Source organism: Agrobacterium fabrum str. C58, assembly GCF_000092025.1.
Lineage (GTDB): Bacteria > Pseudomonadota > Alphaproteobacteria > Rhizobiales > Rhizobiaceae > Agrobacterium > Agrobacterium fabrum.
This window is the reverse complement of record NC_003064.2, coordinates 299208-324623: the sequence shown is the minus strand read 5'-3', so window position 1 is coordinate 324623 and position 25416 is coordinate 299208. Positions and strand designations below refer to the sequence as shown.

Below are 25416 nucleotides of genomic sequence, written 5' to 3'. Positions count from 1 at the left end.
CCGAGTTTGAAGGAAAGAATAACGGCCGCATTCCAGCGGCCGCTCATCGAAGATCGGCCTTAGGCTTCTTCTTCCTGGAAGGCCTCTTCGCGGGTTTTACGGAACGACGGCAGGATCATCAGGAGAAGGACTCCAGTTGTCGCGATCAGAAGGACGAGGCTGATCGGCCGCTCCACAAAAACGCTCGGATTTCCGTGGGAGATCGTCAGAGCCCGACGGATATTGGTTTCCAACAGCGGTCCAAGCACGAATCCCAGAAGCAGCGGACCCGGTTCGCACTTTGCCTTGCGAAATGCATATCCGAGCAGTCCGAACCCTGCAGCCAGAGCCACGTCGAAGATGCGGTTGTTGATGCTGTAGACCCCGACGCAGCAGAAGAGAAGGATTGCCGGATAGAGCAGCCGGTAGGGTACCGTCAGCAGTTTTACCCAGACCCCGATGAGCGGCAGGTTGATGACGACGAGCATCAGGTTGCCGATCCACATGCTGGCAACGAGACCCCAGAAGATTTCCGGCTGGGTGGCCAGCACCGTCGGTCCTGGCGTGATACCGTGGATGATGAAGGCGCTCAACATCATCGCCATCATGTTGTTCGACGGTATGCCCAGTGTCAGAAGCGGGATGAATGACGACTGTGCACCCGCATTGTTCGCGGCTTCCGGTCCAGCGACACCCTCAACGGCACCTTCGCCAAACTCGTTGGGGCGCTTGGACACCTTCTTTTCGACCGAGTAGGCGCAGAACGATGCCAGCGTTGCCCCCCCACCTGGCAAGACGCCAAGAAAGGTGCCGACGCCGGTTCCCCGCAGCACAGCCGGCCATGCACGCCGGAAATCTTCCCGCGTTGGCCACAGCCGACTTAGCTTGCTGACCAGTACGCCGCGGGCTTCGACATTTTCAAGGTTCTCGACGATCTCCGAAAAACCGAATAGCCCGATGGCAATGACCACAAAGTCTATACCGTCGAAAAGCTCGACAGCGTTGAACGTGAGACGCTCTTCACCAGAGCTCGCGTCAATGCCGACCATGCCCAGCAACAACCCGAGAAGGATCATGCCGATCGCCTTCAGCACGGACCCTCGCGCCAGGATTGTTGCGGCCAGAAGTCCAAACAGCATCAGTGAAACGTACTCTGCTGGACCAAACGAAAGCGCGAAAGACGACAGAGTAGGTCCTGCTATAGCAATGCCAAATGTCGCAACGGTCCCGGCAAAGAATGAACCGAGTGCGGCAACAGCGAGCGCCGAACCAGCCCTCCCCTGTTGAGCCATCTTATAACCGTCGACAGCGGTAACGACCGATGACGCTTCGCCAGGCAGGTTGACGAGTATAGCAGTCGTTGAACCTCCATATTGAGCGCCATAATAAATTCCAGAGAGCATGATCAGCCCGGCAAGAGGTGGAAGGTAGAACGTGATCGGCAGCAGAACAGCGATTGTTGCTGTCGGTCCGATACCGGGCAACACCCCGATCAGCGTACCTAGGAGAGCGCCAAGAAGACAAAATCCGAGATTGGTGGGCGTCAAAGCCTCGCTGAATCCGAGCATGAGAAGGTCGACGAAGTTCATGAGTTTCCTCCTCAGAACGGCCAGATTGGCATTTGAACGCCAAGGCCGACGATGAAGACCAATGCGCCAAACGCTGTCAGGCCAGCGGTAAGCAGGATGACCTCGCGAAGCCTCGAATCCCGGTCGGCGATGCTGCCAACAAGAAGCAACCAAACAGAGGCCGCAACGAAACCAAAGAACTCCGCAATAAAAGCGAACCCAACCACCGCCGCCAGAATGATCACCAAGGGCCAGAGCTTCGGCTTGGCAATACCCACGCGCGCCCGGACTGCACCGAACCCGCCAATCACCGCGCCAATGATGATAAGAAGCCAGCACACTATTCTGGGAAGATAACCTGGCCCCATTGCGGAAGCGGTACCCATGGTCAAATCGCGCCCAGCCCAGAGGCCGAGCGCGCCGAATCCAATGAATATCGCTGCGGTGAAGAGGTCCGGACGGTCACCGGTTCCTCTAACCTTGCGAGGAGTGGCCATTACTTCTGTTCCTTGGCCAGTTTCCAGATCGCGCTCAGGCGTTCACCGCGGACAGGAAGTTCCTTATTCCAATCTTCCGATGACCGGTAAGAAAGCGCCAGCGACATTTGCTTCGCCTTTGCCTGGAAATCAGGATTTTCGAGGGCTTTTTTGATCGCGCCCGAGAACTTCGTACGGATTTCGTCGGGAACATCGCAGCTCATTGCGATGCCGCGCTCGGAACTCATGAGGACTTCGAAACCTTGCTCCTTTGCAGTCGGCAGATCAGGAGCGATCGAGGCACGATCTTCCGCGAACTGACCGAGATTCTTGAACGCCGAGTGATCGCTGCCCACAAATTCACCGACGTTGATGCCGATTGTGTCGACATGTCCACCAAGAAGCGCGGTACGAGCCTCGTTCGCCCCATTGAAGGTTACAGCAGTCAGGTCGATACCGGCAGCTTTCTCCAACTGAAGCATCGCGAGGTGCTCGTCAGTTCCCAGACCGGTCGTCCCCACGGTTACGGCACCCGGATTTTCCTTCGCGAAGGCAACGAGGTCCTTGAGCGTGATGAACTTTGAACTTGACTGAACAATAAAAGAACCTGGGTCCTCAACGATACGCGCAACAAGGCAGAGCTTCGCGGGATCGAAACGCACCTTGCGGTCCATTTGCATCGTCAGATAGCCCGGCGTGTTAAGCGAGGACACCGTGTAGCCGTCAGGCCGGGCTTGCGTCATTGCAGTATAGGCAATTTCGCCAGAAGCTCCGGGGCGGTTCAGTACGGTTATCTTCGCGCCCAGCTCTTTCTCCACATATGGAGCAAGCGTGCGGTTCATCACGTCCGTACCGCCACCAGGAGCGAACGCCACGATGAATTCAATAGGGCGGTCGGTTGGCCAGTCAGCATGCGCTACGCCTGCGCCGAGAAAAAGCGTCGTCACCAGCGCGGTATTTCTAATCAAATGTTTCATCTTATCCTCCCAGGATGGTTTCGACTGGTTTAGTTCAGAGCGCTAGAGACTGGCCGGCGTTTCCCCTCCGGAGCGCCGGCCAGCATCGTTCAGTTCGTGGACGGCAGCTCGCAACCGGCTTTAACCAGAGCGTCGTTGAACCATGTCGGCTTATGCGTCCCTGCTTTGATATTCTCGATCTGCTTTAGCTCAGCGGCGTGCTTAGCAACGGTCCGTTCGTAGACCTCCGCAACATCGTCGATCGGAACAACCACGACGCCATCCGCGTCACCGACGATCAGGTCTCCCGGCGTGATGACCATGCCGCCGATGGCGATCGGGGTGTTAATCTCGCCCGGCCCGTTTTTGTAGGGACCTCGATGGGTGACCCCAACCGCGAACGCTGGGATGTTCATCTCAAGAAAGGCATCCGCGTCACGGATAGCACCGTTGAGCACGAAACCCACGACGCCGCGACGGTGAGCGTAGTCGAGCATCATCTCGCCCATCAGGGCGTGGGTCACGTCACCGGCTGCATCCATGACGATGACGTCGCCGTCCACAGCCATGTCCATCGCCTTATGGAGCATAAGATTGTCGCCTGGAGGCGCTTTGACAGTCAGTGCACGGCCGACAAGTTTGCCGTCACGATGCATCGGGCGAAGCTCGGCCCCGCCCGCATACATGCGGTGCATGCTGTCGCTGATGTTAGCGACTGGAAGCTCCCGGAACTTGTCGATCCATTCCTGATCGACGATCCTGTCCCTGTTGCGAACCCTAAATCCTATAGTCAACGTCTTCTCCTCAATGCTTTTGATTGTCTTTTTTTTTCAGGCGGGCGTCTTTGCCAGCGCCCGATGATTCACGATCCTTTCGCGACCGAGGTGACGCCCTTCCACGATCGCAAAGATACCTTCCACAGCATCGACGCCGACGCGAACGTTGGCCTCCTGGGTCACGCCGCCGATATGCGGTGTGACGACGATTTTCTGGTTTTGCCAAAATGGGTGGTTGGCCGCAGGCGGCTCGATCTGGAAGGTGTCCAGGCCGGCCCCGGCAATGTGACCGCTCTCCACAGCTCGAAGAAGGGCATCCTCATCTATCAATCCGCCTCGCGCGGTGTTGATAATGAACGAACCGGGCTTCATCATGCCAAGACGACGGTCATCTAGCAGGTTGCGCGTGTCGGGTGTCAGAGGGCAGTGCAAGCTCAATATATCCGAGGACGAGATGAGGTCGTCGACATCAGCCACCCGGTGAACACCTGCCTCGACAAACGCCGTCTCGTCTGTGAAGGGGTCGTAGGCTTGGACCTTCAAGCCAAAACCCCTGGCGAACACGGCAGTTTGCCGAGCGATGGCGCCGAAGCCGACCAGGCCGATAATCATGCCGGCAAGTTCCTTGCCGGAATAGCCCGCTTTTTCCCAGCGCCCGGCGCGGATACCGCTGTCGAGCGGCACTATCCGCTTCACCACGGCAAAAAGCAGTGTGATTGCATGTTCAGCAACCGAAAGTGCATTTGCGCCAGCAGCGACGACCACGGGTATCTCCCGGCGTGACGCAGCATCCACATCAATATTGTCGACCCCAACCCCGTGCTTTGAAAGAACACGGAGCGATGGCGCGGCCTTGATCGCTGCTTCGCTAAAGCGGCCCATTCGAACCACGACGCCGACGGGATCAAGTTCTGTCACGATGCGGACCAGATCGGCTTCGCTTGTGTAAGGGGGGACGTAAGACACCTGGTAGCCGTTGTCGGTTATCAGTTTTACGGCTTGCTCGTTGATGGCTGGTCCTGTCACCAGGATGTTGCGGCTTCCCATGCGTACCTCGAATTGGATGCGCGAGGACGCGGCGCTGCCGTTGCAACGTTTTGGCATCCTCCCATACGCCAAAGTTCCTCCTGGCGTCTCCTGAGGCGAAAACTTAACATAAGGAGTTCTTGATTAAAGCGAATAATTCTGCCTAAGATAAACAGAAAATCTTAATTCGTGGCGGGACGACATTGGATATTCGCCAGCTCAAGACATTCATCGCGATAGCCGAGCACGGAACCTTTGCGAAGGCTGCCGACGCTGTAGGTCTGACCCCATCTGCGGTGAGCCAGCAAATACAGGCGCTGGAATCGGAGGTAAGGGGTGAACTGTTTGATCGCGCGACCAGACCAATCATGCTGAACGGCCACGGTCTGCAGATGCTCGAAGCAGCGCGGACCTTGGTGCGCGATGCAGACAATATCATCGACGCAATCTCCGGCAGAGCCGTGAGCGGCACGTTCACAATCGGCTCCGTTCGCTCAAGTGCTCTTTCGCTTCTGCCTCTCTCAATCGTCGCTCTCAAGGCCGACTACCCCGATTTGAGGATCAAGCTCCAGGTCGCCAATACGGACGAATTGCTGAAGGATGTCATGTCAGGCCGTCTCGATTGCGCGATGGTTGCCGAGTACTCAGGAATTCCTTCAGCATTGAGATGGCAACCGTTTATCAACGAACCTCTACTGGTCATCGGTCCCAACGGCACTCCAAAAATGTCCGGTTTCGATATGCTGTCGAAGCTGCCCTATGTCAGGTTCAACAGTAAATTCAGGCTGGCGCAGATCATTGAGACGGAGCTTGCAAAAACCCGGATCGTACCAAACTTGATAGCTGAGATAGACACGATTGCTTCAGTGGTCTCTTGCGTTATTCATGGTCTGGGCGTGTCTGTTGTTCCCTGGATCGCGTTGAGAGACATTGCTGCTCCGATCGTCGCGGTGCAGTTTGGCGAACCCCAGATATTACGACCGATAGGCCTCCTGGAACGGCGGTCAGGAACGCGCGCACAGATAATAGATCGTCTGCATCAGAATTTGGCTAGGCTGAGCGATCCGTATGGCATACCGCGCTGACTGAAGCTGCGCTGAGATTTCTTATGGCGCGCAGAGGACGAATCTGCCCGCGAGGAATGTCCGCTTCGGGCGCGGGATGCTCGTAAGAGCGCCAGGTTCACCGAACTAGATCGCGCCATCGACGGACCTCAACGAGCAACTCACCTGTCCGAACCGACTGACGATGCCCCTCGGTTGGTATTGGAGGCCCCGGGAACGGATCGCTTTTCGCACTAATGAAAAGCAAGTTCGTCTATCCGAAAACGATGCAAGCCATGTTCGATGTCAGCGGGGCGGGCGACCTTCCCGCCCCGCCAGCCGACGAGCTTGCTTGTAGATGAAGCGGTAAATCGCGGACCGTTTGAGCCGTCGCGGACACTTCATTGGAATGCGCCAATTGGAAACCAACCTTGCCGGTTGACGAGATCTCACCTGATACGCCGTCCCGGCTTGCCAAACGGTCGTCCGGTCTCGCTCTTTTACAATCAAAGGTTAAAACAGCTCGATCAACGTTTTCAGAAAGGCGCGAACAGCAGGGTTGGAGCGGCGGCTTTCGGGCCAGACTGCCGTGATGTTGTTGCGCTCCACAGCAAAATCCGACAGGACCGGCACGAGCTCCCCGCGATTGACCCAGGGTCGAGCCATGAAGCTCGCGGCCATTCCAATGCCGCCATCCGTAGCAATCGTTGCCATGACGGCCTCACTCGCATCAACAATGATACCAGAGGATGGTACGATCTCGACGTCACGATCGCCAATCCGGAAAGGCCAGCGAAAGACCTGACCCGTGCTTTGGTAGCGCAGGTTGACGGTTTCGTGCGCCTCCAGATCATCCGGGTGTTTGGGAGTGCCGTGCATCGCCAGATAATCGGGCGAAGCATAACAACAGAGTCGGTGTGGTGAGAGCCGTCGCGACAACAGGCGCGAGTCTGGCAGGTCGCCGATCCTGACAGCGAGATCGATGCCCTCTTCAACGAGGTCCACCCTGTGGTCGCTCAGCCGCAGGTCGAACGCCACCTTTGGGTGGAGTTTGCGAAACTTCGCGAGCGCAGGGGCGATCACATGAAGGCCTATCGCCATTGAAGTGGCAATCCGCAACATGCCGGTGGGTTCAGCACGAGCCGTTTTTGCCGCCTGCTCGATGGCTTCCGCATCGCGCAACAGTCGCAGTGCGCGTCCGTGAATGTCGCGCCCCTCCGCCGTGAGGGTAAGCGAGCGCGTCGTACGCGTAAACAATGAGACGCCGAGATGCGCTTCCAGCCGTTGGATGCTCTTGCTGATCGCTGACGGCGAGACGGATAACGAACGAGCAGCAGCCGTGTAGCTGCCCAAAGAGCCCGCCCGCGCAAAAGCGATCAGCCCCGTCAGCCGTTCAAAACCGATTTGTTCCTTCATGGCACTATTAAACCGAAGCAGAGCGCAATTATCAACGGCTTCGATTGACCCTATCTTCTGGATGCGAATACAGACTGAGCGAGGCTATGATGATTGAGATGATGAAAGCGGTGCGGTTGCATGAATTCGGTGGCCCGGAGGTCCTGAGTTATGAGGAGGCTCCGCGTCCGGTCGCCGCATCTGGAGAAGTGCTTGTCCGAGTGCATGCGGCCGGCATCAACCCACCAGACCTTTATCTGCGCGACGGATATCGGACGCTTCCGCCCGAATGGCAGCCTGAACCGACCTTTCCATTGATCCTTGGCACCGACGTGTCGGGCGTCGTGGCCGCCATCGGCGACGGTGTTTCGGCATTCAGCGTCGGTGACGAGGTTTTTGCTATGGTACGCTTTCCTGAGGACTTGATGCAGGGAAGCGGTGCTTATGCCGAGTATGTCACGGTCCCCGCATCGGAGCTGGCACTGAAGCCTGCAGGTATTGATCACATCCAGGCGGCGGGTGCCCCGATGTCGCTATTGACGGCCTGGCAGTTTTTGGTCGATCTTGGTCATGATGCACCCAACCCGTTCCAGTCGTTCCGCCATTCACCGATCCCGCTGCAAGGCAAGACGGTCTTGGTCAATGGCGCCGGCGGCGGCGTAGGGCATTTGGCGATCCAGTTGGCGAAGTGGAGGGGCGCGCACGTCATTGCTGTTGCTTCCGGTAAGCACGAAGCGCTCCTGCGTGCGCTGGGCGCAGATCAAATCATCGACTACACGAAGACGGCCGCTGAGACGGCCGCAGAGGATGTAGACCTTGTCATCGATGCGGTCGGCGGGTCGAACATGGAGCGCTTTCTGAACGTCGTCCGGCCTGGCGGAGCGCTCTTCCTGGTCAATCCCTTGGGCTTCTCGGCGCACAAGGATGCTGCCCGGTGTGGGATAACCGTGTCATCGACGCAGGTTCGCTCAAACGGTGCACAACTTGCAGAAGCGGGTCGCCTGCTCAACGACGGTTCCATTCGCGTCGTGATCGACAGCACCTCCCCGTTGGCGGAGGCTGCGGCTGCCCACGAACGAGCTTCAGGAGGTGGTATCCAGGGCAAAATCGTTCTTTTCGCCGGCTGATCATCAACGAATTTCCTCAGGACCGATGGCCTCACAACCGCTAGGCTTCGGTAAAGAAGACGGCGGCGGTGCATCATTGCTTCGCACCAACGGGAAAATCCTCAGCAGCGTGACGACTGCGGAAATACCAAGCACGGTGCAAATGACAAGTGAAGTGGCTATCCCGAGACGGGCTATCGAAAGCGCCAACGCAAAAGGCGCCAGCGCTGACAGGATCAGCCGTGCCGCCATCATCTTTCCCTGGAGCTGGCCGTAGCCTGCGCTGCCGAACAGGTGCAGCGGTAGCGTTCCCGTGACAATGCTCAGCAAGCCGTTGCCCATTCCGAAGACGACAGCAAAGGCCATCGCCCCCATGGTCGATGGCGCTGTCAATAACAGGATCAACACTCCGGCTGGAATAAGCACCGCCGCGATCACAGCCAGATGAAGGGCCGCCACGCGCTTGCCAAAGGCCATGTTGATCAGGCGGCTGGTGACCTGCGACGGGCCGAACAAAGTGCTGACCAGAGCGGCGGTTGCGCCGAGGCCAAGGCCGGAAAGAAGCGGCACGAGGTGCACGAGCAGCGCTGCCCCGACGAGCGACATCAGCGAACATCCGATGACCATCAACAGAAATCCCAACCGGCGGCGCTCAGGTGCCAGAACGCCGGGAACGTTTGAAGGTGCCGTCTTCGCGTTAGCCTTTCTTTGAATTGCGGCATGCGACAGCCAGGCATGGACCGGCAGGCAGATGAGTAGATTGAGCGCGGCAAAAACCAGATAGACATTCTGCCACGACATCTGCGCATGTAAGGTGGTCGTGATCGGCCAGAACATCGTCGAGGCGAACCCGGCGATCAGGGTCAGGTACGTTATGCTGCGGGATGCCACCTGCGGGCGGAGCTGGACCAGAAGCGCGAATGCCGCGCCGTATTGCACGAGATTGGCAGACACCTCGATCACGATCAGGGCGGCGACGTATGACGCCTTGCCCGGCGCATAGGCGCAGGCGACCAGGGAAGCGGCCGCGACAGCTGAACCGATCGTCATCACCCGGCCGGCGCTGATGCGGTCAAACAGCCTGCCCAGCCAGGGGGCCGTCAGACCGCCGATCAGCAGCGCGATCGACAATGCACCGAAGATCCATTCGGTCGACCACGCAAAATGCGTCGCCATATCCGGTGCCAAGATGCTGAAGCTGTAATAGAGGGTACCGTAGCCGATATTCTGAGTGACACCGAGGGCAACAATGGCGGCAATCGGAACCCGCTCGCTCATATGGATTTCAAACTCACGCGTTGCTCCAGCTTCTCCGCTTCTTCCTTCCGCTCGCTATAGCGATCGGTGAGATAGGAGGAGGCGTCACGGGTCAGGAGCGTGAATTTAACCAGCTCCTCGCATACATCGACGACGCGATCGTAATAGGACGAGGGCTTCATGCGACCATCCGCATCAAATTCCTGAAACGCCTTGGCAACGGAGGACTGGTTGGGAATTGTGATCATCCGCATCCAGCGACCGAGGAGACGGAGCTGGTTGATGGCGTTGAACGATTGCGAACCGCCTGAGACCTGCATCACCGCCAGAGTCTTGCCCTGGGTCGGCCGCACCGAGCCGACGGAAAGTGGGATCCAGTCGATCTGCGCCTTCATGATGCCGGTCATCGCGCCGTGGCGTTCCGGACTGACCCAGACCTGACCTTCCGACCAGGCGGACAGGTCTCGCAGCTCCTGCACCTTTGGATGGCTGACCGGCCCAGCGTCCGGCAACGGCAAGCCTGCGGGGTCGACGATACGCACCTCGCAGCCAAAGTGTTCGAGCAGTCTTGCAGCTTCCTGTGCCAGCAGGCGGCTATAGGACACGTGCCGCAGCGAACCGTAAAGTATCAGTATCCGTGGCTTATGCGTGGAAAACGACGGACGCAGCGCATCCTGGTCTGGTTGACGCAAATGCGCCGCGTATGCCGCGGGCAGATCAAACAACGCGCTTGGCCTCCGCAGTTTGTACGCCACAAGCGGCAACCTCGACGGCTTGTGCGCAGATTTCCGGGTGGCCGGCGCAGCAGTCTTCCATCAGGAAACGGATCAATGCGCCGAGACAGTGGTAATTGGCGGTATATATGATCGAACGTGCCTCGCGCTTCTGTTTGATCAGGCCAGCGCGCTCCAGTTCCTTTAGGTGAAACGAAACGTTCGATGGCGAAACCTTGGCCCTCTCCGCGACAGCCCCCGCAGCCATGCCGTCGGGGCCTGCGACCACAAGGATGCGCACGATATGGAGGCGGGTTTCCTGGGACAGCGCCGCGAACGACGTGAGGGCCTGACGTTCGTCCATATTTCTACAATCCTTGAATTATTGAACTATGGATAACTGATATAAACGCAACCGGCAAGTTGAGTTTGTAAGAACTGGATGTCCCCGTCTCGCCGAATACCGTGTCCGCCGCATTCTGGCGCGGTCGCGCAAAATAATCTGCGACCCATCCTCTGGCGTTACGGACGAAGCAGGCTGGCGGCCCCTTTGAAAGCTCGGCATAAGGCAGCCAGTCCGGGTTACCCTCCTCTCCTTGCCGGTTGACCCAAATACCCCGCAATCCTGGTTCGTAACGTGCCTTCATATACCAATACTTACCCATAGTGACGTGCACGGCCTCGTCTGGAGTGGCATCCATCTGCCGGTACGCGTATTGGAACATTTCCCTCGACGGTTTGTACGCACCGGCCTGCTCCGCGGTGATGACATAGCCGAATGATGCACCGATGGCAGCGACCGTCGATGCAATCAGATCATCGCGGGAGTTGATGAAGATCGCCAGCCTGTATTGCTCGCGCTGCCGGTAAAGGGCATGCGGCACCTCCGGATATGGGCCCATCGTCATCGACGATCGATCAACGCCTTCTTTCTTCTTCGTACGGCTCTACGCCGTGTTCCCGAAACGACGCGGCGACGCGAAGAATGTCTTTGTATAGTTGGTGCGGCTTCTCTGCGGTGAGTTTTCGACCTTGAGCCGAGAAGCTTTCCAAAATGACCGAAGCGTTCTTCCCGCTGGCGTGGTGCTGCTTCAAAATGACGTCAATTTCTTGCAGCAGACCTTCGTACCATTGCACGAGGGTACCAGACACCAGCATGCGTGTTTCCGTCGGAGTCATGACATAACCTCTTCTGACATTCTTGTCGGGTAAATCTGGGAAAAGTTGCGAATTCGCACCTTCTAACTTCCTCCAGAGCCGCACGCGATATACTGGATGTAGGATCGCATGCGGTCGCGTGACTGGCACCTTGGTTGGTCTGCAGTCAGTAATCCCAGAAAACAGGTACCCAACGGAAGGTGTCGCCGTCGACTTCCCGAGCGAAGGGAACGGCATATGCGTGGCCACCAGCAGTTTCCCTGTCGTTGCCAGCTCCTTTAGAAGCCTGACCCGTACGCGGGCAGCTTCTTCGGGATCGTGCTCGAAGCCGTTGAACCAATCGGGATGTTCGACGCCAACCGCGAATACAGCGTCGCCTGCAAACATCATGTCCGGATGCAACGCGCACCACGCTGTGCCATGGGGTATGGCCGCCGGTGCGAAAGACGACGACACCTGGAGCCTACCTAGTGCTTCTCATCGAACAGCTGCAACTGGTCATGGTATTCCTCGGCAAACCTCTTGGCGGTCGCACGAAGTGCATCCGGAAAGCCGGGAGGTATCTGGACATGCGTGAAATCGGGTGCCTCCCAGAACTTAACCTTGGCGGCGGCCACATGAATGCGCAGGTCGGGCGCAGCTTTTCCTTCACGCCGTCAACGAGCAACCGCCAACGTGGTCCATGTGCATGTGGGTCAGGACGACGTCGGTTACGGAGCCGAGGTCGATGCCCGCGCTTTCTAGTCTCTGCACGAGCTGCCAGCCCGTGGCAGGTTTAGTTCAGGATCGAGGCCTGCGTCGATAAGTTTGACCTGCGTGCCTCTGCGCACGACCACCGCGTTCAGCGCCCAGTCGAAAGCATCCTGAGGCAGGAACATATTGTCCAACCACGCTGCGCGCTCCGTTGGATTGGCATTGTGCCCCACATCTTCGTCGGAAGAGGCAGCACGCCGTCGCTGATCACCAGTACTTCGATTTCACCGACCTTCACCCCATAGCGGAAAGGGTTCAGTTCTTGGGTTGCCGGTCGGCCGGCACGCCGCGTGTTTTCCAAGCTCATGTTTGTCTGCTGGTGATCCATTGTACCGGCGTTTGCTTTTTACTTGCGTCATGATGCGCTCCTGTGTTCGGGATTGGAACCTGCCGGGCACGAACCATGCAGCGAAGTGTATTGGGGAGCATCTGGGCGGTCGATTGGGTCAACCGTCGGTACAGGTTGTTCCAACAAAACACAGGAGGTTCAGGCAGCAGCTTATCAAGCTCACGAGCTTAGAAAGGCAGGAGAAGGGGAACGCGCGGCAGAATTTTAGTTCCCCTCTTGATTTACCGGCGTCTTTAAACATGTTGCTCGATTTCGTCCACGCGGCTGGCGTTGGGGGATTTACTTTTGGGAATAGGAGACGACCCGACATATAATCTTCGAGGATCTGCTGGATGGCTTCTTCGATACATCGAGCATTCAATGACCCCTCACACTCACCATGCCAAATCCCCAGCTCTTGCCGGAGCCGTTCTGTAACGGACCTTAATGCTCAGGAATGTCCGGCGTTATTGGGATGCAGGCGGCTCTTACCTTAACTTTTGGGACGATCAACGGTGTGCCTGAGACCGGATCGGGAATGATCATGCAGGGGAGGCCAAAGACGTCTTCGACCAGCCGTTCGGTTACGGTGGTGGGTGGAGAGCCGTGTGCGATGATGGCGCCATCCCTCATGGCGATGATATTGGTGGCATAGCGGCAAGCATGGTTGAGATCGTGCAGCACCGCGACGATCGTGCGGCCTGCAGCGTTAAGCTCCTGACAAAGATCAAGCAGGTCAATCTGATGGGCGATATCCAAGAAAGTGGTTGGCTCATCAAGGAGCAGGATCGGTGTTTCCTGTGCCAGCACCATGGCAACCCACACTCTCTGCCGCTGGCCGCCGGAAAGCTCGTCGACAAGACGAGTGGAAAGCTGCGTCGTCTGCGTCGCAGCCATTGCCAATGCGACTGCCGCTTCGTCTTCGCTCGACCATTGCCGGAAGAGGGATTGATGGGGATAGCGGCCGCGAGCGACGAGCTCAGCGACGGTGATGCCGTCGGGGGCGATCGAGCTCTGTGGCAAAAGGCCAATCGCGCGGGCAAGCTGTTTGGCGGGATAGCCGGCGATCGCCTTGCCGTCGAGAATAACCTCTCCTGCTGAAGGCGTCAGCAGCCGCGACAGGGCACGCAGCAATGTGGACTTACCGCAGGCATTGGGTCCAACGATAACGGTAAAGGAACCGTCTGGAATCTTCACAGACAAATCCTCAGCGATGATCCGCTGGTTATAGCGCAACGTCGCATTTTGAACCTCAAGCCTTTCGATTCGGGTATCCGGCCGGTCTGTCATTGTCTTGCCTCACGGATCAGCAACCAGAGAAAATAGAACCCGCCGACGCTGACGGTCATGATGCCAACCGGCAATTGCGCACCGAAGGCATGCTGAGCCGCCCAGTCTGCGGCGATGAGTAGCAACCCACCTGTGAGCGCCGACGGAAGCAGGGTGACGCCACCAGAGCCCGAGAGGCGCCGCGCAATCTGGGGTGCGGCCAGAGAAACGAAGGCGATCGGCCCAGCCGCTGCCGTGACAATCGCCGTCAGCGCAACACCGCAGATCATCAGAATCAGGCGGAGACGGTTTACATGGATGCCGGACGCTGTTGCCATATCATCGCCCAGTTCCAGTTGCCGCATTGGCCGCGCGAGCGCCAGAACACACGGTATGATCGTCGCCAGCATCAGCAAGACCTGCCAGACCTGTTCGAAACCGAGACCATTCAGCGAACCTGCTCCCCAGATCGCTGCCGACATGGCAACCTTAAGATCGGCCTGGCGAATCATCCATGCATTCAGCGCATTAAGCATAGCCGATATCCCGATACCGACGACGATCAGCCGGAAACTCTGCAAGCCGCCCCGATAGGCCAGGAGATAGATGGCGGCTGCCGTGACGACGCCACCGGCGAGGGCACCAGCTGCAGTCTCGTAATACCCGCCGGAACAGACGAAAATAACAACAAGCGCGCCGGTATAGGAGCCGGCGGAAAACCCGATAATATCCGGCGATCCCAGCGGATTGTGCGTCAACGACTGGAAGATCGCTCCGCTCAAACCAAGGGCGCCGCCAAGTAAAAAGGCAAGAAACAGGCGCGGCAGCCGCCATTCCATCACGACCATATTCATCGTGCTGTCGGCGGCACCCAGCAGCGCCTTAAAAACATCTGCAGATGGGACCGGAAACTTTCCGCTTGCCAGCGATGCGGCCCCGATCATCACTGTTAGCGACAGAAGGATCACACCGACAAAAAGGCTGCGCGGATCGAACCGCATCGACAGCCGCCCGCCAAACAGCCTGATCAAGGCAGCTCTGCGACCGAAGTCGATTTGACTGGAGCTTGAGACAGCAAGTCGACGAGCACCGGCCTTGGAAGGATCAGGGTGATGTCCGCTCATAGGCCGCTCGCTCGCCGGCGCAGTGCCAAGACGATCAGTACCGGCGCCCCGATGAAAGCTGTGACGATCCCGGCTTCCAGTTCGCCGGAAAACAGCACCAGCCGCCCGGCGATATCGGCGGTCAAAAGAAGGATTGGCGAACAGAGGATGGTGAAGGCGATGATCCTTCGCTGATCGGGTCCGCTGAGCCAGCGTACCACATGCGGAACCATCAGCCCGATAAAACCGATCGGGCCTGCGGCTGCCGTCGCCGCGCCCGCCAGGAGAGTCACGGCGATTACCACGAGGATGCGGGTGCGCACCAGATTGACCCCGAGCGCGCGGGAGGGATCGTCACCCAGGGCGACGGCATTGAGGGATGGCGCCACGCAGAGCGAGAGGACAAGTCCGAATATGATGAATGGTGCCACTGTCAACACGACATCCATATTTCGTCCGGAAAGCGAGCCGATCGACCAGACCCGCAGACCGTCGAAGGTGCGGGGATCAAGCAGCGTGATCGCGGAACCGATGCCCCCGAGCACGGCTGAGAGCGCCACGCCGGACAGAACAAGCCGCGCCGGGCTTGCCCCATCGCGCCCGCGCGATCCAACTGAATAGACGATAAGCGTTACGGCAACTGCGCCGAGAAACGCAAACCAGAGATAGCTGGAAATCGCGTGAAAGCCTAAAAGCCCAACCGCCAGTGTCACGAAGAAGGCAGCGCCCGCATTTACACCGAGGATACCGGGATCGGCGAGCGGATTGCGGGTAATAGCCTGGATCAACGCACCGGAGACGCCGAACGCCGCACCACACAAGAGGCCAAGCAACGTTCGCGGCAGGCGGTAATCGCGGATAATGATGTGTTCGGCAGATGCCGGATCATAGGCGAACAGTGCATAGAAGCCGGTGGAGGGTGCAATGGCGCGTGCACCTGTCAGGAGGCTCGCGATAAACAGTAGCATCAGGACGGTTGCGGACAGAGCAACCAGTACCAGCAGCCGCGCCCGCAATTGCCAGGCGCGCCCGCATGGCCCGTTTACAGCCGGCGGTCGGCCGTTGGGATCGGCACATGTCTGATCCACGACTTGCGCGGTCATACGCGCGCCTGCCCCTCAATCCAGTAGCCGATCGCATCGATCCGCGTCTTGTCGAAGCCGAGCCGATCGCGAAAATGCTTGCGGCATTCAGAGGCTGCTCGTGCTTCCCCGGCGATGTATATATAGCCCGGTCCTTCGGGTAAGATGTCGATCGCGCCGGCGATTTGCGGCAGCTGGGTATAGCCGTCACGACCAGTACTCGGGCCATAGGTCTCGTACCAGTTGATCGAAACGTCGCCGTCACTGTTGATCACCTGGCGGTCGGCAGGCGATGGGATCTCGACATGCACGATGGCGCGCTCAGTCTTGCCCAGTTCTTCCAAAATCCGACCGACTGCCGGAAGCCCCGTGATGTCGGTGACGAGCAACATCCAGTCCGTATCCTCAGGTGGCTCGAAACGGCCTTCCGGATTACAGATGCCGACGACGTCGCCCACCCTGGCGCCCATCGCCCAGCTGGCGGCAACGCCACCCGCGTGGGCGACAAGATCGATCAGCATCTCCCTGCGCTCCGCATCCCAGCGACGGACGGTATAGGGCCGGTTGGGGCAATGCTGCGAACCATCCGGCCGACCCCATTCCCCATTGCCCATCAAGACCGGCAACGTCACCGGTGTATGGGGATCAGGCCGCAACGCAAGCCGCACCCATTCGTCGGGGTGACCGGTCGATATCAACCGTTCACCGCCCTCGACTTGCAAGGCGACCCGGGTCATCGATGGCGTCAATTGTGTAACAGTAGTAACCTCGCAGAGGAAATAATCTTCCACATAGGGTTCGTGAACATTATCGTGGGACATCATTACTCCTTGCCCGCCCGCTCGGCCACTGCGGCAAGACGAGGCAAAAACCTCGGGAAACCATAGGGAATTGACAACACGCTCAAGGCTGATGTCGACCAGACGGAAACAGGATCTTCCAGGGCCACATAGCGACTGTGCTTGATCGCCGGAAGCCGCATGAACAGCGGCTGCGCCTCGGCCGCAATGCGTGCACCTTCGCCGTACCACATGATAAGGATGTCGGCGTCCAGGCTATCGACCTGTTCCATGCCAACAGTGACGGAGCCCTGGCCGGGCTTGGCAGCCGATAGCGATAGTACGCCCGCCGATGGTTTAAGCCCCAGTTCAAGCAGGGCGGCAACGCGTGGATCCTCCGGCAGATAGACGACAAGGCCAGACCCGCCGGGAAAATAGGTCCCGAAGGTAAATGTCTTGCCACGCAGGACAGGCCAGCTGTCGCCCATTGCCTTGAGAGTGGATGCCGTCTTTTCGATGAGTGCTTTGGCCTCGTCGCTTCTGCCGAGTGCCTGCCCGACCATTTCCGTCTGTTCCTTCCAGTCGGCCGACCACGGCGCAGAGCGATAGACAACAGTCGGTGCGATGGAGGAAAGCCGCTTGTAGGCGAGATCATCCACGCCCGAATAGATGCCGAGGATGAGGTCTGGCCGCAACGCTGCGATCGCCTCATAATCAATATCGCCTTCGAAGAGATATGGCCGGATAGCGTCCAGCCGTTGCTCGTTCCAAGGAAAGATTCCGCTCTCGAAAAAGCGATAACGCGGCATACCCACCGGCGTCTTTCCAAGCGCAAGAACCGCATCTTCGCCGCTCCAGCCCAACGTCACGATCCGCTCCGGATCGCTCGGTATCGCCGTTTTCCCAAGGGCATGCTGAACGGTTCGCGGAAACCCGTCCTCGGACCGGACTGGCCCGCCGATGAGCAACAGCACCGCCGACAGCAAGATTGCTATTTTAAGAGGTGAGAACAATAGCGTGCTCACTTACCATTTGTAGCTCAGGTTGGCATAGACCGCCCGCGATTTTCCATAGAAGCAGGAGTTTATATTGCTACACCCGCTCACATAGGTTTTGTCGAACAGGTTCTGGGCCGTCACGTTCAGTTCCAGGCCTTCCAGCTTGGGATTCTGCTTGCCAAAGTCATAGGACAATGCTGCATCCACGACCGTGTAGGCGGGATACTTGAAGCTGTTGGCTGCATCGCCATATCCGCTGCTTGAGTGACGCACCCCGGCGCCAAACCCGAGCCCTTCGAGCGGACCATCTTCGATCCGGTATTTGCCCCAAAGGGATACGTTGACCGGAGGCATGAAACGAACCTTGTTCCCCTGTGTTCCGTCATCCGCCTTAGAATAGACCGAATCCGTGTAGGAGGCGGCTGCAATCAGATCAAGGCTATCAAACACCGTTGCCTTGCCTTCGATCTCGATACCCTGGACGTGAATTTCGCCTGTCTGCGCCGGAAGATAGGTAAATTCATCATAGGTAGGCACATTCTTTTGCTTCAAATCGAACGCGGAGACCGTGATCAGAGCATCGTAACCAACCGGCTCATACTTGAGTCCGACCTCCCACTGCTCACCGGTCGTGGGCTTGAATGGGTTGTTCTGCCCGTCAAACCCCGAATAGGGCATGAAGGAAGTGGAATAGCTGACGTAAGGCGCAAAGCCATTGTCAAAGAGGTAAATGAGCCCCGCGCGGCCGGTGAATGCGGTGTCGGTCTTTTTGCCAATTGTCGATGAGAGGATGTCGTTGTCGGTCTGCAACGCCCAATCATAACGGCCGCCAAGCGTCAAAATCCAATTGTCCCATTTGATCTGATCCTGGGCATAAAGGCCCAGCTGGCTGATCCTGTTGTCCCAACGGGCGCCGACCGTTGGCTCCCTGTAAGATCCGTAGCGAGGATTGAACACATCCAGCGGCGTGTTGCCAAAGCCATAACGGCCCGTATAATCATTGCGGAACCATTTGTAGTCGGTGCCGACGATGACTGTGTGCCCAACCTCACCGGTCGAGAACTCGGCCTGGAGATTGGTATCGGTGGCAAAAACCTGGTTGTTCGACGAATAGTCGATCGCGTTGCGTCGCATCTTCGTATAGTCGGTCACGCCGCCCGTCTCGACATAACCACCGCTAAAGAATGTCCGGTAGGAATCATCGACGGAGATATATTTCGCGTTGTGTCGGATCGACCAGACGTCGTCGAACTGATGCTTGAATTCATAGCCAAGGACGGCCTGGCCCCTGTCATAGCCGTTGTAGGCGGGCTCGCCGGTGAAGAAATCACGGTTGATTGCTCCATAAGGCCCAGCCTTCACCGTTCCGATGTATGGCAAGGGCTGGTAGTCCGGGACGCCATTGTCCTTTTGATAATGCGATAGGAACGTGAAGGTGGTGTCCTCGTCCGGCTTCAGCGCGAATGAGGGCGCCAGCATGAATCGCTCGTCCTTGGTGTAGTCGATATTCGTCCCGGTGCGGGTTGCAACGCCTGTCAGCCGGTAGAGGAAAGCATCGTTACCGGCCACGGGGCCGGAAAAATCGAATGCACCGTAGGCTCGGCCGTCCGTGCCGGTTCCTGCAACAACCTCATTGAATGGCTTGTCCGTTGGCCGTTTGCTGACCATGTTGATCATGCCGCCGGGATAGTTCTGGCCGTAGAGGACGGAAGATGGTCCCTTCAGGACTTCGATCCGCTCGAGCAGGTAAGGGTCGATCTGTGGTGAGCCACCGAGATCGCCGATATAGGGCAGATAAGTGCCGTCGAGATAGAGAGGCGTTGGCGCGAATCCACGTATCTCGATGTTGTCAAACGCGCGGGTCGAGGCACTGCTGCCGCCGACATGGACGCCCGCCGTATAATTTACCGCTTCCTTGATCGTTTCAGCGCCTCGGGCTTTCACTTCATCGGCGGTGATGACGGAAATCGATTGCGGAACTTCAATCAACGGCGTGTCGGTTTTCGTTCCCGTTGCGGACCGGCTGGCAACAATGCCATCGACATGACCATAGGCGCTCTCAGCGCCCTGTACCGTAATTGTCTGTAGTATTGTCGCGCTTTCATCCGTGACAGCACCCGGTGCCGGTGCCGGGTCGGCGACTGTTACACTCTTCGGACCGGTAAAACGGTATGTCAGACCCGTATTGGCGAGGAGCCCCTGCAATGCCGCCTCCGGAGAAAGCGGACCGCTGATGCCGGCAGTGTCCCGTCCGTTAGCGACAGCACTGTTGTAGAGAACCTGGATGCCGCTTGCAGCGCCGAACCGTATCAGGCCGCGCTCAAGAGAACCGGCAGGAATAGAGTAGCTGACGCTTTGCTGTGCGAAGACCGTGGACGAGGTCATGGCGAGCGCCGAAAATGCGATGGACGCAGACAGATGGGCAATTCGCCATTTGTTTATTGCCTTGCCCTCACGGCCTTGCTTGCCGACGTTGAACTGCCCCATTCCGATGTCCCCATGCCAGTCGTCGCCGCGCCATCCCTTGACGCGGCCTCTACCAGGAAGAACGATCCGAATTTGAAAACCCGAAATTTTTTCTTCGATTTTTTTGAAGAAAATTTCCGGCTATCGCAGCAGCACGATTCCACCAACGAGACTGACGGGGCGAACCTGCAACGTCTCTTCCAAATGCGCGAGGATTTCGTCCGGACGATTAAGGTGAAACACCCCGGACATCCGGCGTGAGCGGAGATCGCTGCTTGCAATCACCACCCTGCCGCGCCGATGGCGATTGAGGTCCGAGACAACGTCTGCAAGCGGGCGGTCCTCGAAAATCAGCAGGCCACGCCGCCACGCCGCCGCCGTCTCGATATCGGCAGCGACTTTCTTACCAAGCCCAGCCCGGGAATAGCTGATGCCTTCGCCGCCATTTAGCTGGCTATCGCCCAGACATTGCACGGTGATATGTCCCTCGAGACACTCAATCGAGACATCCTCCTCGCCATGCTTAACCGAAAACGACGTTCCAGTTGCCGTCGTATCACCATTGGCGGCGGTCACCACAAAGGGTCGCGCGGCATCGTGGACCACATCGAAGACCGCCGCTCCTGATGTTAGCACGAGGTGCCGGCTTGATGGGGAGTAGTCAAGGGAAAGGGTCGTGCCACCGTCGAGAATGGCCGTCGATCCATCAACGAGTTCGACCGTTCGCTGTTCGCCGACGCCGGTGGCGTAATCAGCGAGCATGGCGTCTACCGACGGCAGAAATCCGAGCTCCGACAGGACGACCCCTACGCCCGCTGCACCGGCTGCAACACTTCCAGCGGCGATAAAGGATCGCCGCGTGACAGTCGAGGCAGATGTCTTTCTGGTCTCACCAAGCGCTGATCCGAGATTTTTCCAAAGCCGTGCCGACTGCTGGAAGGCTTGCTCGTGAGCGTCGCTGCGGGAGCGCCAGCGTAGAAGCGCCTCGGCATCTTCGGTGGTTGCCGTACCGGACGTGATGCGGACGATCCAGGCTGTCGCTTCGCGCCTGAGAGCTTCGAAATTCTCGTCCAACATCCGCTCCCTTATACGTGTTCGTTACAGGATGCTGCCTATACCTGTTTCTAAAACTATCAACGATTGAAAAATGAGAAGCCGAAGCTTCAGGCTCGATTTATTGTTTCGAGCCGCTCCCTGCAATAGTCGACTGCCTTGCGGACTTCCAGCTCGACCGTGCGGATCGAGACCCCAAATTCTGCGGCAATATCGGCATGGCGGCGCTGGTCGAGCCGGCAAGCAACCAGCATTTTGCGCTGGCGTTCTGGAAGTTCATCGATGATCTCTATCAGGCAGCGCACCTGATCCCGGTCTTCGAACTGCTTCTCCGGTCCCGGCTGTTCGTCGGCGACAGACATGAGAACATCAATGTCGTTGGAGGTGAGTTTGCGTTTCTGCCCGCGGTCGTGATCGACCGCAAGGCTACGCGCGATCCGCATTAGATAGGGAACGGGCGCGGCTAACGCCGCCGCGCCATTGCGGGCAAGTTTGATCCAAGCTTCCTGAGCGAGATCATCGCTGTCTGCCTGCGAACGGGTTCTGCTGATGAGGTAACGTTTGATCCGGCGTTCATTGCGCGAAAAAGCTGCCACAAGCTCGTCGTCGTAACTTGCCATCCCTTCGCTCCTTGCTCGCCCGAATTTGTTTTCGACGCAATACCGGTTCGCACAACAGCTGGCAATAGTAGAGAAGAAAACTCATGTTATGCCTGTTCCGAACACAGAGAAGATTTTTGTCTTGTCGATCGGAGGGTGCCTTTTCAGGCTTGTGGAAACGTTAGTGTCCCACAGCCGCGCCACCTTCGCAGCGTAACCACCAATTTAGACGCGAATGGCGGAAGACCGGCGAAGTAATGCTTCATAAGATTGGAGGGACCAATACGACGAGTGCACCTAGCGAAACAAAGTACTTGCGGAGTTGCGATGTGGCGACATGCCGCGGGTCGACCTTTTGCTGGTTGTTAATCGACGCTATGCCGAGCTCGTTCGCCTTTTTGATAGCTGTATTCAGCTGAATCGTTACTTGCTGTGTGTATTCGGAGAGCTGCTTCAGTATATCTGATCGAATTATGTCTGAAACAATTACCTGAAACCTGTCATGCCTTAGCTTCTTCAGCTCGTTCAGAAGACCGGTGTTAAAGTTGAAGCCGTTGGTTCGTACCTTCTGCGTATCGAAAGTTACTGCGTCGTATTCCATCAGGCTCTCATTCCTATCGATCACTAACCTGACGACCTTTTTGGAAAAAGAAAATCCTCCTTGGGCCGGGTTCGATCATATTCCAGATCTGAGATAATGGACCTCGCCGCCGGCACGGATGTCGATCTGCAACGGCATCGCCCTCCGCAACTGCCTCATCAACTTTGCGAATTTCATTAGGTTGGCGCGGCTCGCCAAACCGGTCGCTAGCATGAACTGCCGTAGTGGGTGTGCACCGTAACCATCACGATCAAATCCTCACGCGGTTCAAATAGCCGCCGATGCTTCCAAGTTTTGACCTCGCTCCAGCGTTTTTGTAGTGAGCGCCTATCGCCCGATGTAACGGGCCCGGGGTCGAATGAGTTTGTCATCCAGCTTCTGTTCCAGTGCATGGGCGACCCAGCCGACAGTTCGTGCTACGGCAAAAAGTGCAAGCGCCGCACCGCGAGGCAGCTTCAGGCTTCGCCGGAGGCTGACGAGCGCCACATCGCAGGTGGGCAGTTGCCCGGTAGTATCGTTCATCATTTGCAGAAGCTCGTCGCGTTGAGCATCCGGCGGGAGATAGAGCAACAGGCCAGTCGCTCGAGGGTCGCCGTCTGGATAGAGCGGATGACGAAAGCCGGGAATGGCTTCACCCCGACGCAAGCGTTCGTCGATGACCCGCTCGACATCCCCATATCGATCCAGCTCGTCGAATAAAATTTCGACAAGGCTTGTCATGCCGCCATGCAGGGGGCCGCTCAGCGCGGAAAGCCCCGCATTCAGGCACGCCCCCAGCGATGCGCCCGTCGAAGCTACGACGCGCACCGCAAATGCCGAGGTATTGAGTTCGTGATCGGCCTGTAGAACCAGGGCCCGGCGAATGAGATCCGCACCTGCCGCGTCCGTCTGCCATGCGTCCGCGAGGGACAGGTGAACTGCTTGCGTCTTCGGTTGGCTTGAGATGCAGGCACCGGCGATGCCCCGCAACAAGGCTGCGGCACCAGGCCAAAGACGCCGGTTGTCACGCCGCCAGGTGGTCACCCGGCCCGCTTCCAAAAGAGGGAGAAGCGCCTGGCACCGCTCTGTCAGTGGCAGATCTCTGACATAGTCGAGTACCGGCTGTGGCCACGGCGTTGGGGCAGCTTTTAGATCATCGAATGGATCAACTTCGCCGCAGTCCCATAGCAGCCGGGCAACGTCCTCAAGGCTCGCCGCCTGCGAAAGAGCAAGAGCGTCCTGACCGCGATAACGTAACTGGCCCTCCGCAATTTCGGTAATGGCGGACTCGAGCACGGGCAACCCCCAGTCAAGCGCAGCCGCAGCCACCTGCCGAGGACGCCGTCCAACGTTTTTTCTCTTCTTCAGCGCTTCGATGTCATGTGCGCTGTACAGCCTGCGGCGCGGATCATCGGCTGCGTCGCTCGTGTGGATCATTCCACGGCTTACATAGGCATAAAGCGTTGCACGGCTGATGCCCAACTCGGCCGCAGCGCGATCGGCGGTCATGAACTTGTCGGAATGCCGCATGATGATCTCGTATTGATTATATAAATCAAGATTGACCATATATGTGTACCACAGCATCCTCAAGCATGTTTCACGTTGAATGAGGAGATTGACCATGTCTGCCACCCCCGCTCTTGTCGGCAAGAACCCGGCTCCCGGCCTTGATGATGTCGTTGCCGCCGAAACTATGCTCAGTCATGTAGACGGCCAGGCGGGCGAGCTTGTCGTTCGAGGCCATCATCTGGCGGAGCTGGCTGACTGGTCTTTCGAACAGGTGCTTGAACTTCTGTGGTCCGGGCAGACGGCGACGAAGATCACAGCCGAAGACATTCGTTCGCAACTGGGGAAGGCGCGGCTGCGCGCATTCGAACTCATGCAGCTTCTATTTCCGGGCCTGGCCGCCCTCACCTCCGTCGAGGCCTTGCGCCTTCTGCTGTCATGGTTGCCGGATGATGAAACCACGCCGCATCACTTAGTGGCTGTCGCAGCCGTGCCGGTCTTTGCCACGGCCATCATCCGCAACAGGCAGGGGTTTGCACCGATAGCACCCGATGCGTCACTTACCCATTCTGCGGATTTCCTGCGAATGCTGTCCGGCACATTGCCTTCTACGGAGAAAGTGCGCGCCCTTGATACATATCTGACCACCGTTGCCGATCACGGGCTGAACGCTTCCACCTTCACTGCCCGGGTAATCGCTTCGACCGGGGCCGGGCTGTTTTCATCGGTCGTCGGTGCGCTTTGCGCCTTGAAGGGACCACTTCATGGTGGCGCACCGGGCCCGGTACTGGATATGCTGGACGCCATTGGCGCCGAGGCGGAAATCGAGCCTTGGCTGCTGGATGCGCTTGGGCGCGGAGAACGTCTTATGGGATTCGGCCACCGGATCTACCGCGTTCGTGACCCGCGCGCCGACGTGCTGAAACACGCGGTTTCCACCCTGAAAGAGGGCTCCGACCGCATTGCCTTTGCGGGTAAAGTGGAGGAAGCGGCACTAGCACTTCTCAAGGAAAAGAAGCCTCTGCGCCCTCTGCAGACCAATGTCGAATTCTATACCGCACTCGTGCTGGAAGCGGTGGGTTTTCCGCGCGATAGCTTCACCAATGTCTTTGCGGCCGGGCGTATGGCGGGCTGGACAGCCCATGTCTTGGAACAGGAGCGGACAGGCCGCCTCATTCGCCCACAATCCCACTATATCGGTCCACATCCAAGGTGAGATTTCGCGCAGCAGTGGAGAACAGAAAATACCACCTGCCTACTTTTGATCGGGAAAGAGATTACATCTCATAAGCCCTAAATAATAAGCAACGCAATTGCAGCGATGGTCGGCGGCCGCTTTAGCCCAACTGCCGGCCTCAAGACCACTTTGCAGTTGAAGGATCAGAACCATCGACCCTGTTATTTTTCATAAGCTAACACGTTGAGATTGGTCAGCGGCGGACGT

At 58.0% G+C, this 25416-nt stretch carries 24 protein-coding genes and 1 pseudogene; 3 read left to right on the top strand and 22 right to left on the bottom strand.

Features of this window, described 5'->3' with window-relative positions; translation table 11 throughout:
• Positions 1 to 59: 59 nt before the first annotated feature.
• The 5 genes from ATU_RS25480 to ATU_RS25460 all read right to left on the bottom strand — a co-directional run bounded on the left by ATU_RS25480 (position 60) and on the right by ATU_RS25460 (position 4802).
• Positions 60 to 1568 (bottom strand): tripartite tricarboxylate transporter permease, encoded by a 1509-nt coding sequence (locus ATU_RS25480; protein WP_010974586.1) that lies wholly within the window; start codon positions 1566 to 1568, stop codon positions 60 to 62.
• Between the two features lie 11 nt (positions 1569 to 1579).
• Positions 1580 to 2044, bottom strand: coding sequence for a tripartite tricarboxylate transporter TctB family protein (locus ATU_RS25475; protein ID WP_010974585.1), 465 nt, complete (start codon positions 2042 to 2044; stop codon positions 1580 to 1582).
• Complete coding sequence (locus ATU_RS25470) at positions 2044 to 3000, bottom strand: tripartite tricarboxylate transporter substrate binding protein (RefSeq protein ID WP_010974584.1); 957 nt, start codon at positions 2998 to 3000, stop codon at positions 2044 to 2046. Before ATU_RS25470 ends, ATU_RS25475 begins: the two co-directional genes overlap by 1 nt.
• A gap of 89 nt (positions 3001 to 3089) precedes the next feature.
• Positions 3090 to 3773 carry an RraA family protein gene (locus ATU_RS25465; RefSeq protein WP_035258731.1) on the bottom strand — a complete coding sequence of 228 codons (684 nt, stop codon included), beginning with the start codon at positions 3771 to 3773 and terminating at the stop codon, positions 3090 to 3092.
• Positions 3774 to 3809: 36 nt separating this feature from the next.
• On the bottom strand, positions 3810 to 4802 hold the full coding sequence (locus tag ATU_RS25460; protein WP_035258743.1) for a hydroxyacid dehydrogenase: 993 nt from the start codon (positions 4800 to 4802) through the stop codon (positions 3810 to 3812).
• 182 nt (positions 4803 to 4984) lie between these two features.
• On the opposite strand from ATU_RS25460, the gene ATU_RS25455 reads away from it, so the two are divergent.
• Positions 4985 to 5866: a LysR family transcriptional regulator gene (locus ATU_RS25455; protein WP_010974581.1), complete on the top strand. Its 882-nt coding sequence runs from the start codon at positions 4985 to 4987 to the stop codon at positions 5864 to 5866.
• A 471-nt stretch (positions 5867 to 6337) separates the two neighbouring features.
• On the opposite strand, the gene ATU_RS25450 is transcribed toward ATU_RS25455, so the two are convergent.
• Entirely contained in the window at positions 6338 to 7240 is a 903-nt protein-coding gene (locus ATU_RS25450; protein WP_010974579.1) for a LysR family transcriptional regulator, read from the bottom strand.
• Between the two features lie 89 nt (positions 7241 to 7329).
• On the opposite strand from ATU_RS25450, the gene ATU_RS25445 reads away from it, so the two are divergent.
• The gene (locus ATU_RS25445) at positions 7330 to 8346 is read left to right on the top strand and encodes an NADP-dependent oxidoreductase (RefSeq protein WP_010974578.1); all 1017 of its coding nucleotides are present in this window, start codon (positions 7330 to 7332) and stop codon (positions 8344 to 8346) included.
• Positions 8347 to 8349: 3 nt separating this feature from the next.
• Here the strand turns inward: ATU_RS25445 and arsK are convergent, their stop codons facing one another.
• The 16 genes and pseudogenes from arsK to ATU_RS25370 all read right to left on the bottom strand — a co-directional run bounded on the left by arsK (position 8350) and on the right by ATU_RS25370 (position 24089).
• Positions 8350 to 9603: an arsenite efflux MFS transporter ArsK gene (arsK, locus tag ATU_RS25440; protein WP_010974577.1), complete on the bottom strand. Its 1254-nt coding sequence runs from the start codon at positions 9601 to 9603 to the stop codon at positions 8350 to 8352.
• On the bottom strand, positions 9600 to 10325 hold the full coding sequence (gene arsH / locus ATU_RS25435; protein ID WP_046033440.1) for an arsenical resistance protein ArsH: 726 nt from the start codon (positions 10323 to 10325) through the stop codon (positions 9600 to 9602). Before arsH ends, arsK begins: the two co-directional genes overlap by 4 nt.
• The gene (locus ATU_RS25430) at positions 10300 to 10659 is read right to left on the bottom strand and encodes an ArsR/SmtB family transcription factor (RefSeq protein WP_010974575.1); all 360 of its coding nucleotides are present in this window, start codon (positions 10657 to 10659) and stop codon (positions 10300 to 10302) included. Before ATU_RS25430 ends, arsH begins: the two co-directional genes overlap by 26 nt.
• Positions 10660 to 10663: 4 nt before the next feature.
• The gene (locus ATU_RS25425; protein ID WP_010974574.1) at positions 10664 to 11203 is read right to left on the bottom strand and encodes an HAD family hydrolase; all 540 of its coding nucleotides are present in this window, start codon (positions 11201 to 11203) and stop codon (positions 10664 to 10666) included.
• A gap of 10 nt (positions 11204 to 11213) precedes the next feature.
• Entirely contained in the window at positions 11214 to 11474 is a 261-nt protein-coding gene (locus ATU_RS26830) for a hypothetical protein (RefSeq protein WP_155276044.1), read from the bottom strand.
• A gap of 145 nt (positions 11475 to 11619) precedes the next feature.
• Positions 11620 to 12534 (bottom strand): annotated as a pseudogene (locus ATU_RS25420) (MBL fold metallo-hydrolase).
• A 444-nt stretch (positions 12535 to 12978) separates the two neighbouring features.
• On the bottom strand, positions 12979 to 13824 hold the full coding sequence (locus ATU_RS25415) for an ABC transporter ATP-binding protein (protein ID WP_010974572.1): 846 nt from the start codon (positions 13822 to 13824) through the stop codon (positions 12979 to 12981).
• Positions 13821 to 14804, bottom strand: coding sequence for a FecCD family ABC transporter permease (locus tag ATU_RS25410; RefSeq protein WP_010974571.1), 984 nt, complete (start codon positions 14802 to 14804; stop codon positions 13821 to 13823). Before ATU_RS25410 ends, ATU_RS25415 begins: the two co-directional genes overlap by 4 nt.
• 119 nt (positions 14805 to 14923) lie before the next feature.
• Positions 14924 to 16009: a FecCD family ABC transporter permease gene (locus tag ATU_RS25405; protein WP_010974570.1), complete on the bottom strand. Its 1086-nt coding sequence runs from the start codon at positions 16007 to 16009 to the stop codon at positions 14924 to 14926.
• Positions 16006 to 16809 (bottom strand): siderophore-interacting protein, encoded by an 804-nt coding sequence (locus ATU_RS25400; protein WP_236762367.1) that lies wholly within the window; start codon positions 16807 to 16809, stop codon positions 16006 to 16008. Before ATU_RS25400 ends, ATU_RS25405 begins: the two co-directional genes overlap by 4 nt.
• A 2-nt stretch (positions 16810 to 16811) precedes the next feature.
• Positions 16812 to 17636 (bottom strand): iron-siderophore ABC transporter substrate-binding protein, encoded by an 825-nt coding sequence (locus ATU_RS25395; RefSeq protein ID WP_230060038.1) that lies wholly within the window; start codon positions 17634 to 17636, stop codon positions 16812 to 16814.
• 156 nt (positions 17637 to 17792) lie between these two features.
• On the bottom strand, positions 17793 to 20252 hold the full coding sequence (locus tag ATU_RS25390) for a TonB-dependent siderophore receptor (protein WP_010974567.1): 2460 nt from the start codon (positions 20250 to 20252) through the stop codon (positions 17793 to 17795).
• A 120-nt stretch (positions 20253 to 20372) separates the two neighbouring features.
• Entirely contained in the window at positions 20373 to 21308 is a 936-nt protein-coding gene (locus tag ATU_RS25385; RefSeq protein ID WP_010974566.1) for a FecR family protein, read from the bottom strand.
• Positions 21309 to 21394: 86 nt separating this feature from the next.
• Positions 21395 to 21904 carry an RNA polymerase sigma factor gene (locus ATU_RS25380; RefSeq protein WP_010974565.1) on the bottom strand — a complete coding sequence of 170 codons (510 nt, stop codon included), beginning with the start codon at positions 21902 to 21904 and terminating at the stop codon, positions 21395 to 21397.
• 241 nt (positions 21905 to 22145) lie between these two features.
• Entirely contained in the window at positions 22146 to 22484 is a 339-nt protein-coding gene (locus ATU_RS25375) for a PIN domain-containing protein (protein WP_010974564.1), read from the bottom strand.
• A gap of 327 nt (positions 22485 to 22811) precedes the next feature.
• Complete coding sequence (locus tag ATU_RS25370) at positions 22812 to 24089, bottom strand: citrate synthase family protein (RefSeq protein ID WP_236762366.1); 1278 nt, start codon at positions 24087 to 24089, stop codon at positions 22812 to 22814.
• Between ATU_RS25370 and ATU_RS25365 the strand changes: the two genes are divergently transcribed.
• Complete coding sequence (locus ATU_RS25365; RefSeq protein WP_010974562.1) at positions 24088 to 25188, top strand: citrate synthase/methylcitrate synthase; 1101 nt, start codon at positions 24088 to 24090, stop codon at positions 25186 to 25188. The genes ATU_RS25370 and ATU_RS25365 overlap by 2 nt on opposite strands.
• Positions 25189 to 25416: the final 228 nt, after the last annotated feature.

Bases quoted from the DNA above. Each gene is read 5' to 3' on its own strand.
- ATU_RS25480 (WP_010974586.1), bottom strand. From the start codon at position 1,568: ATGAACTTCGTCGACCTTCTCATGCTCGGATTCAGCGAGGCTTTGACG.
- ATU_RS25475 (WP_010974585.1), bottom strand. From the start codon at position 2,044: ATGGCCACTCCTCGCAAGGTTAGAGGAACCGGTGACCGTCCGGACCTC.
- ATU_RS25470 (WP_010974584.1), bottom strand. From the start codon at position 3,000: ATGAAACATTTGATTAGAAATACCGCGCTGGTGACGACGCTTTTTCTC.
- ATU_RS25460 (WP_035258743.1), bottom strand. From the start codon at position 4,802: ATGGGAAGCCGCAACATCCTGGTGACAGGACCAGCCATCAACGAGCAA.
- ATU_RS25450 (WP_010974579.1), bottom strand. From the start codon at position 7,240: ATGAAGGAACAAATCGGTTTTGAACGGCTGACGGGGCTGATCGCTTTT.
- ATU_RS25445 (WP_010974578.1), top strand. From the start codon at position 7,330: ATGATTGAGATGATGAAAGCGGTGCGGTTGCATGAATTCGGTGGCCCG.
- arsK (WP_010974577.1), bottom strand. From the start codon at position 9,603: ATGAGCGAGCGGGTTCCGATTGCCGCCATTGTTGCCCTCGGTGTCACT.
- ATU_RS25430 (WP_010974575.1), bottom strand. From the start codon at position 10,659: ATGGACGAACGTCAGGCCCTCACGTCGTTCGCGGCGCTGTCCCAGGAA.
- ATU_RS25425 (WP_010974574.1), bottom strand. From the start codon at position 11,203: ATGACGATGGGCCCATATCCGGAGGTGCCGCATGCCCTTTACCGGCAG.
- ATU_RS26830 (WP_155276044.1), bottom strand. From the start codon at position 11,474: ATGACTCCGACGGAAACACGCATGCTGGTGTCTGGTACCCTCGTGCAA.
- ATU_RS25415 (WP_010974572.1), bottom strand. From the start codon at position 13,824: ATGACAGACCGGCCGGATACCCGAATCGAAAGGCTTGAGGTTCAAAAT.
- ATU_RS25410 (WP_010974571.1), bottom strand. From the start codon at position 14,804: ATGCGGTTCGATCCGCGCAGCCTTTTTGTCGGTGTGATCCTTCTGTCG.
- ATU_RS25405 (WP_010974570.1), bottom strand. From the start codon at position 16,009: ATGACCGCGCAAGTCGTGGATCAGACATGTGCCGATCCCAACGGCCGA.
- ATU_RS25400 (WP_236762367.1), bottom strand. From the start codon at position 16,809: ATGTCCCACGATAATGTTCACGAACCCTATGTGGAAGATTATTTCCTC.
- ATU_RS25390 (WP_010974567.1), bottom strand. From the start codon at position 20,252: ATGGGGCAGTTCAACGTCGGCAAGCAAGGCCGTGAGGGCAAGGCAATA.
- ATU_RS25385 (WP_010974566.1), bottom strand. From the start codon at position 21,308: ATGTTGGACGAGAATTTCGAAGCTCTCAGGCGCGAAGCGACAGCCTGG.
- ATU_RS25380 (WP_010974565.1), bottom strand. From the start codon at position 21,904: ATGGCAAGTTACGACGACGAGCTTGTGGCAGCTTTTTCGCGCAATGAA.
- ATU_RS25375 (WP_010974564.1), bottom strand. From the start codon at position 22,484: ATGGAATACGACGCAGTAACTTTCGATACGCAGAAGGTACGAACCAAC.
- ATU_RS25365 (WP_010974562.1), top strand. From the start codon at position 24,088: ATGTCTGCCACCCCCGCTCTTGTCGGCAAGAACCCGGCTCCCGGCCTT.
- ATU_RS25370 (WP_236762366.1), bottom strand. From the start codon at position 24,089: ATGGTCAATCTCCTCATTCAACGTGAAACATGCTTGAGGATGCTGTGG.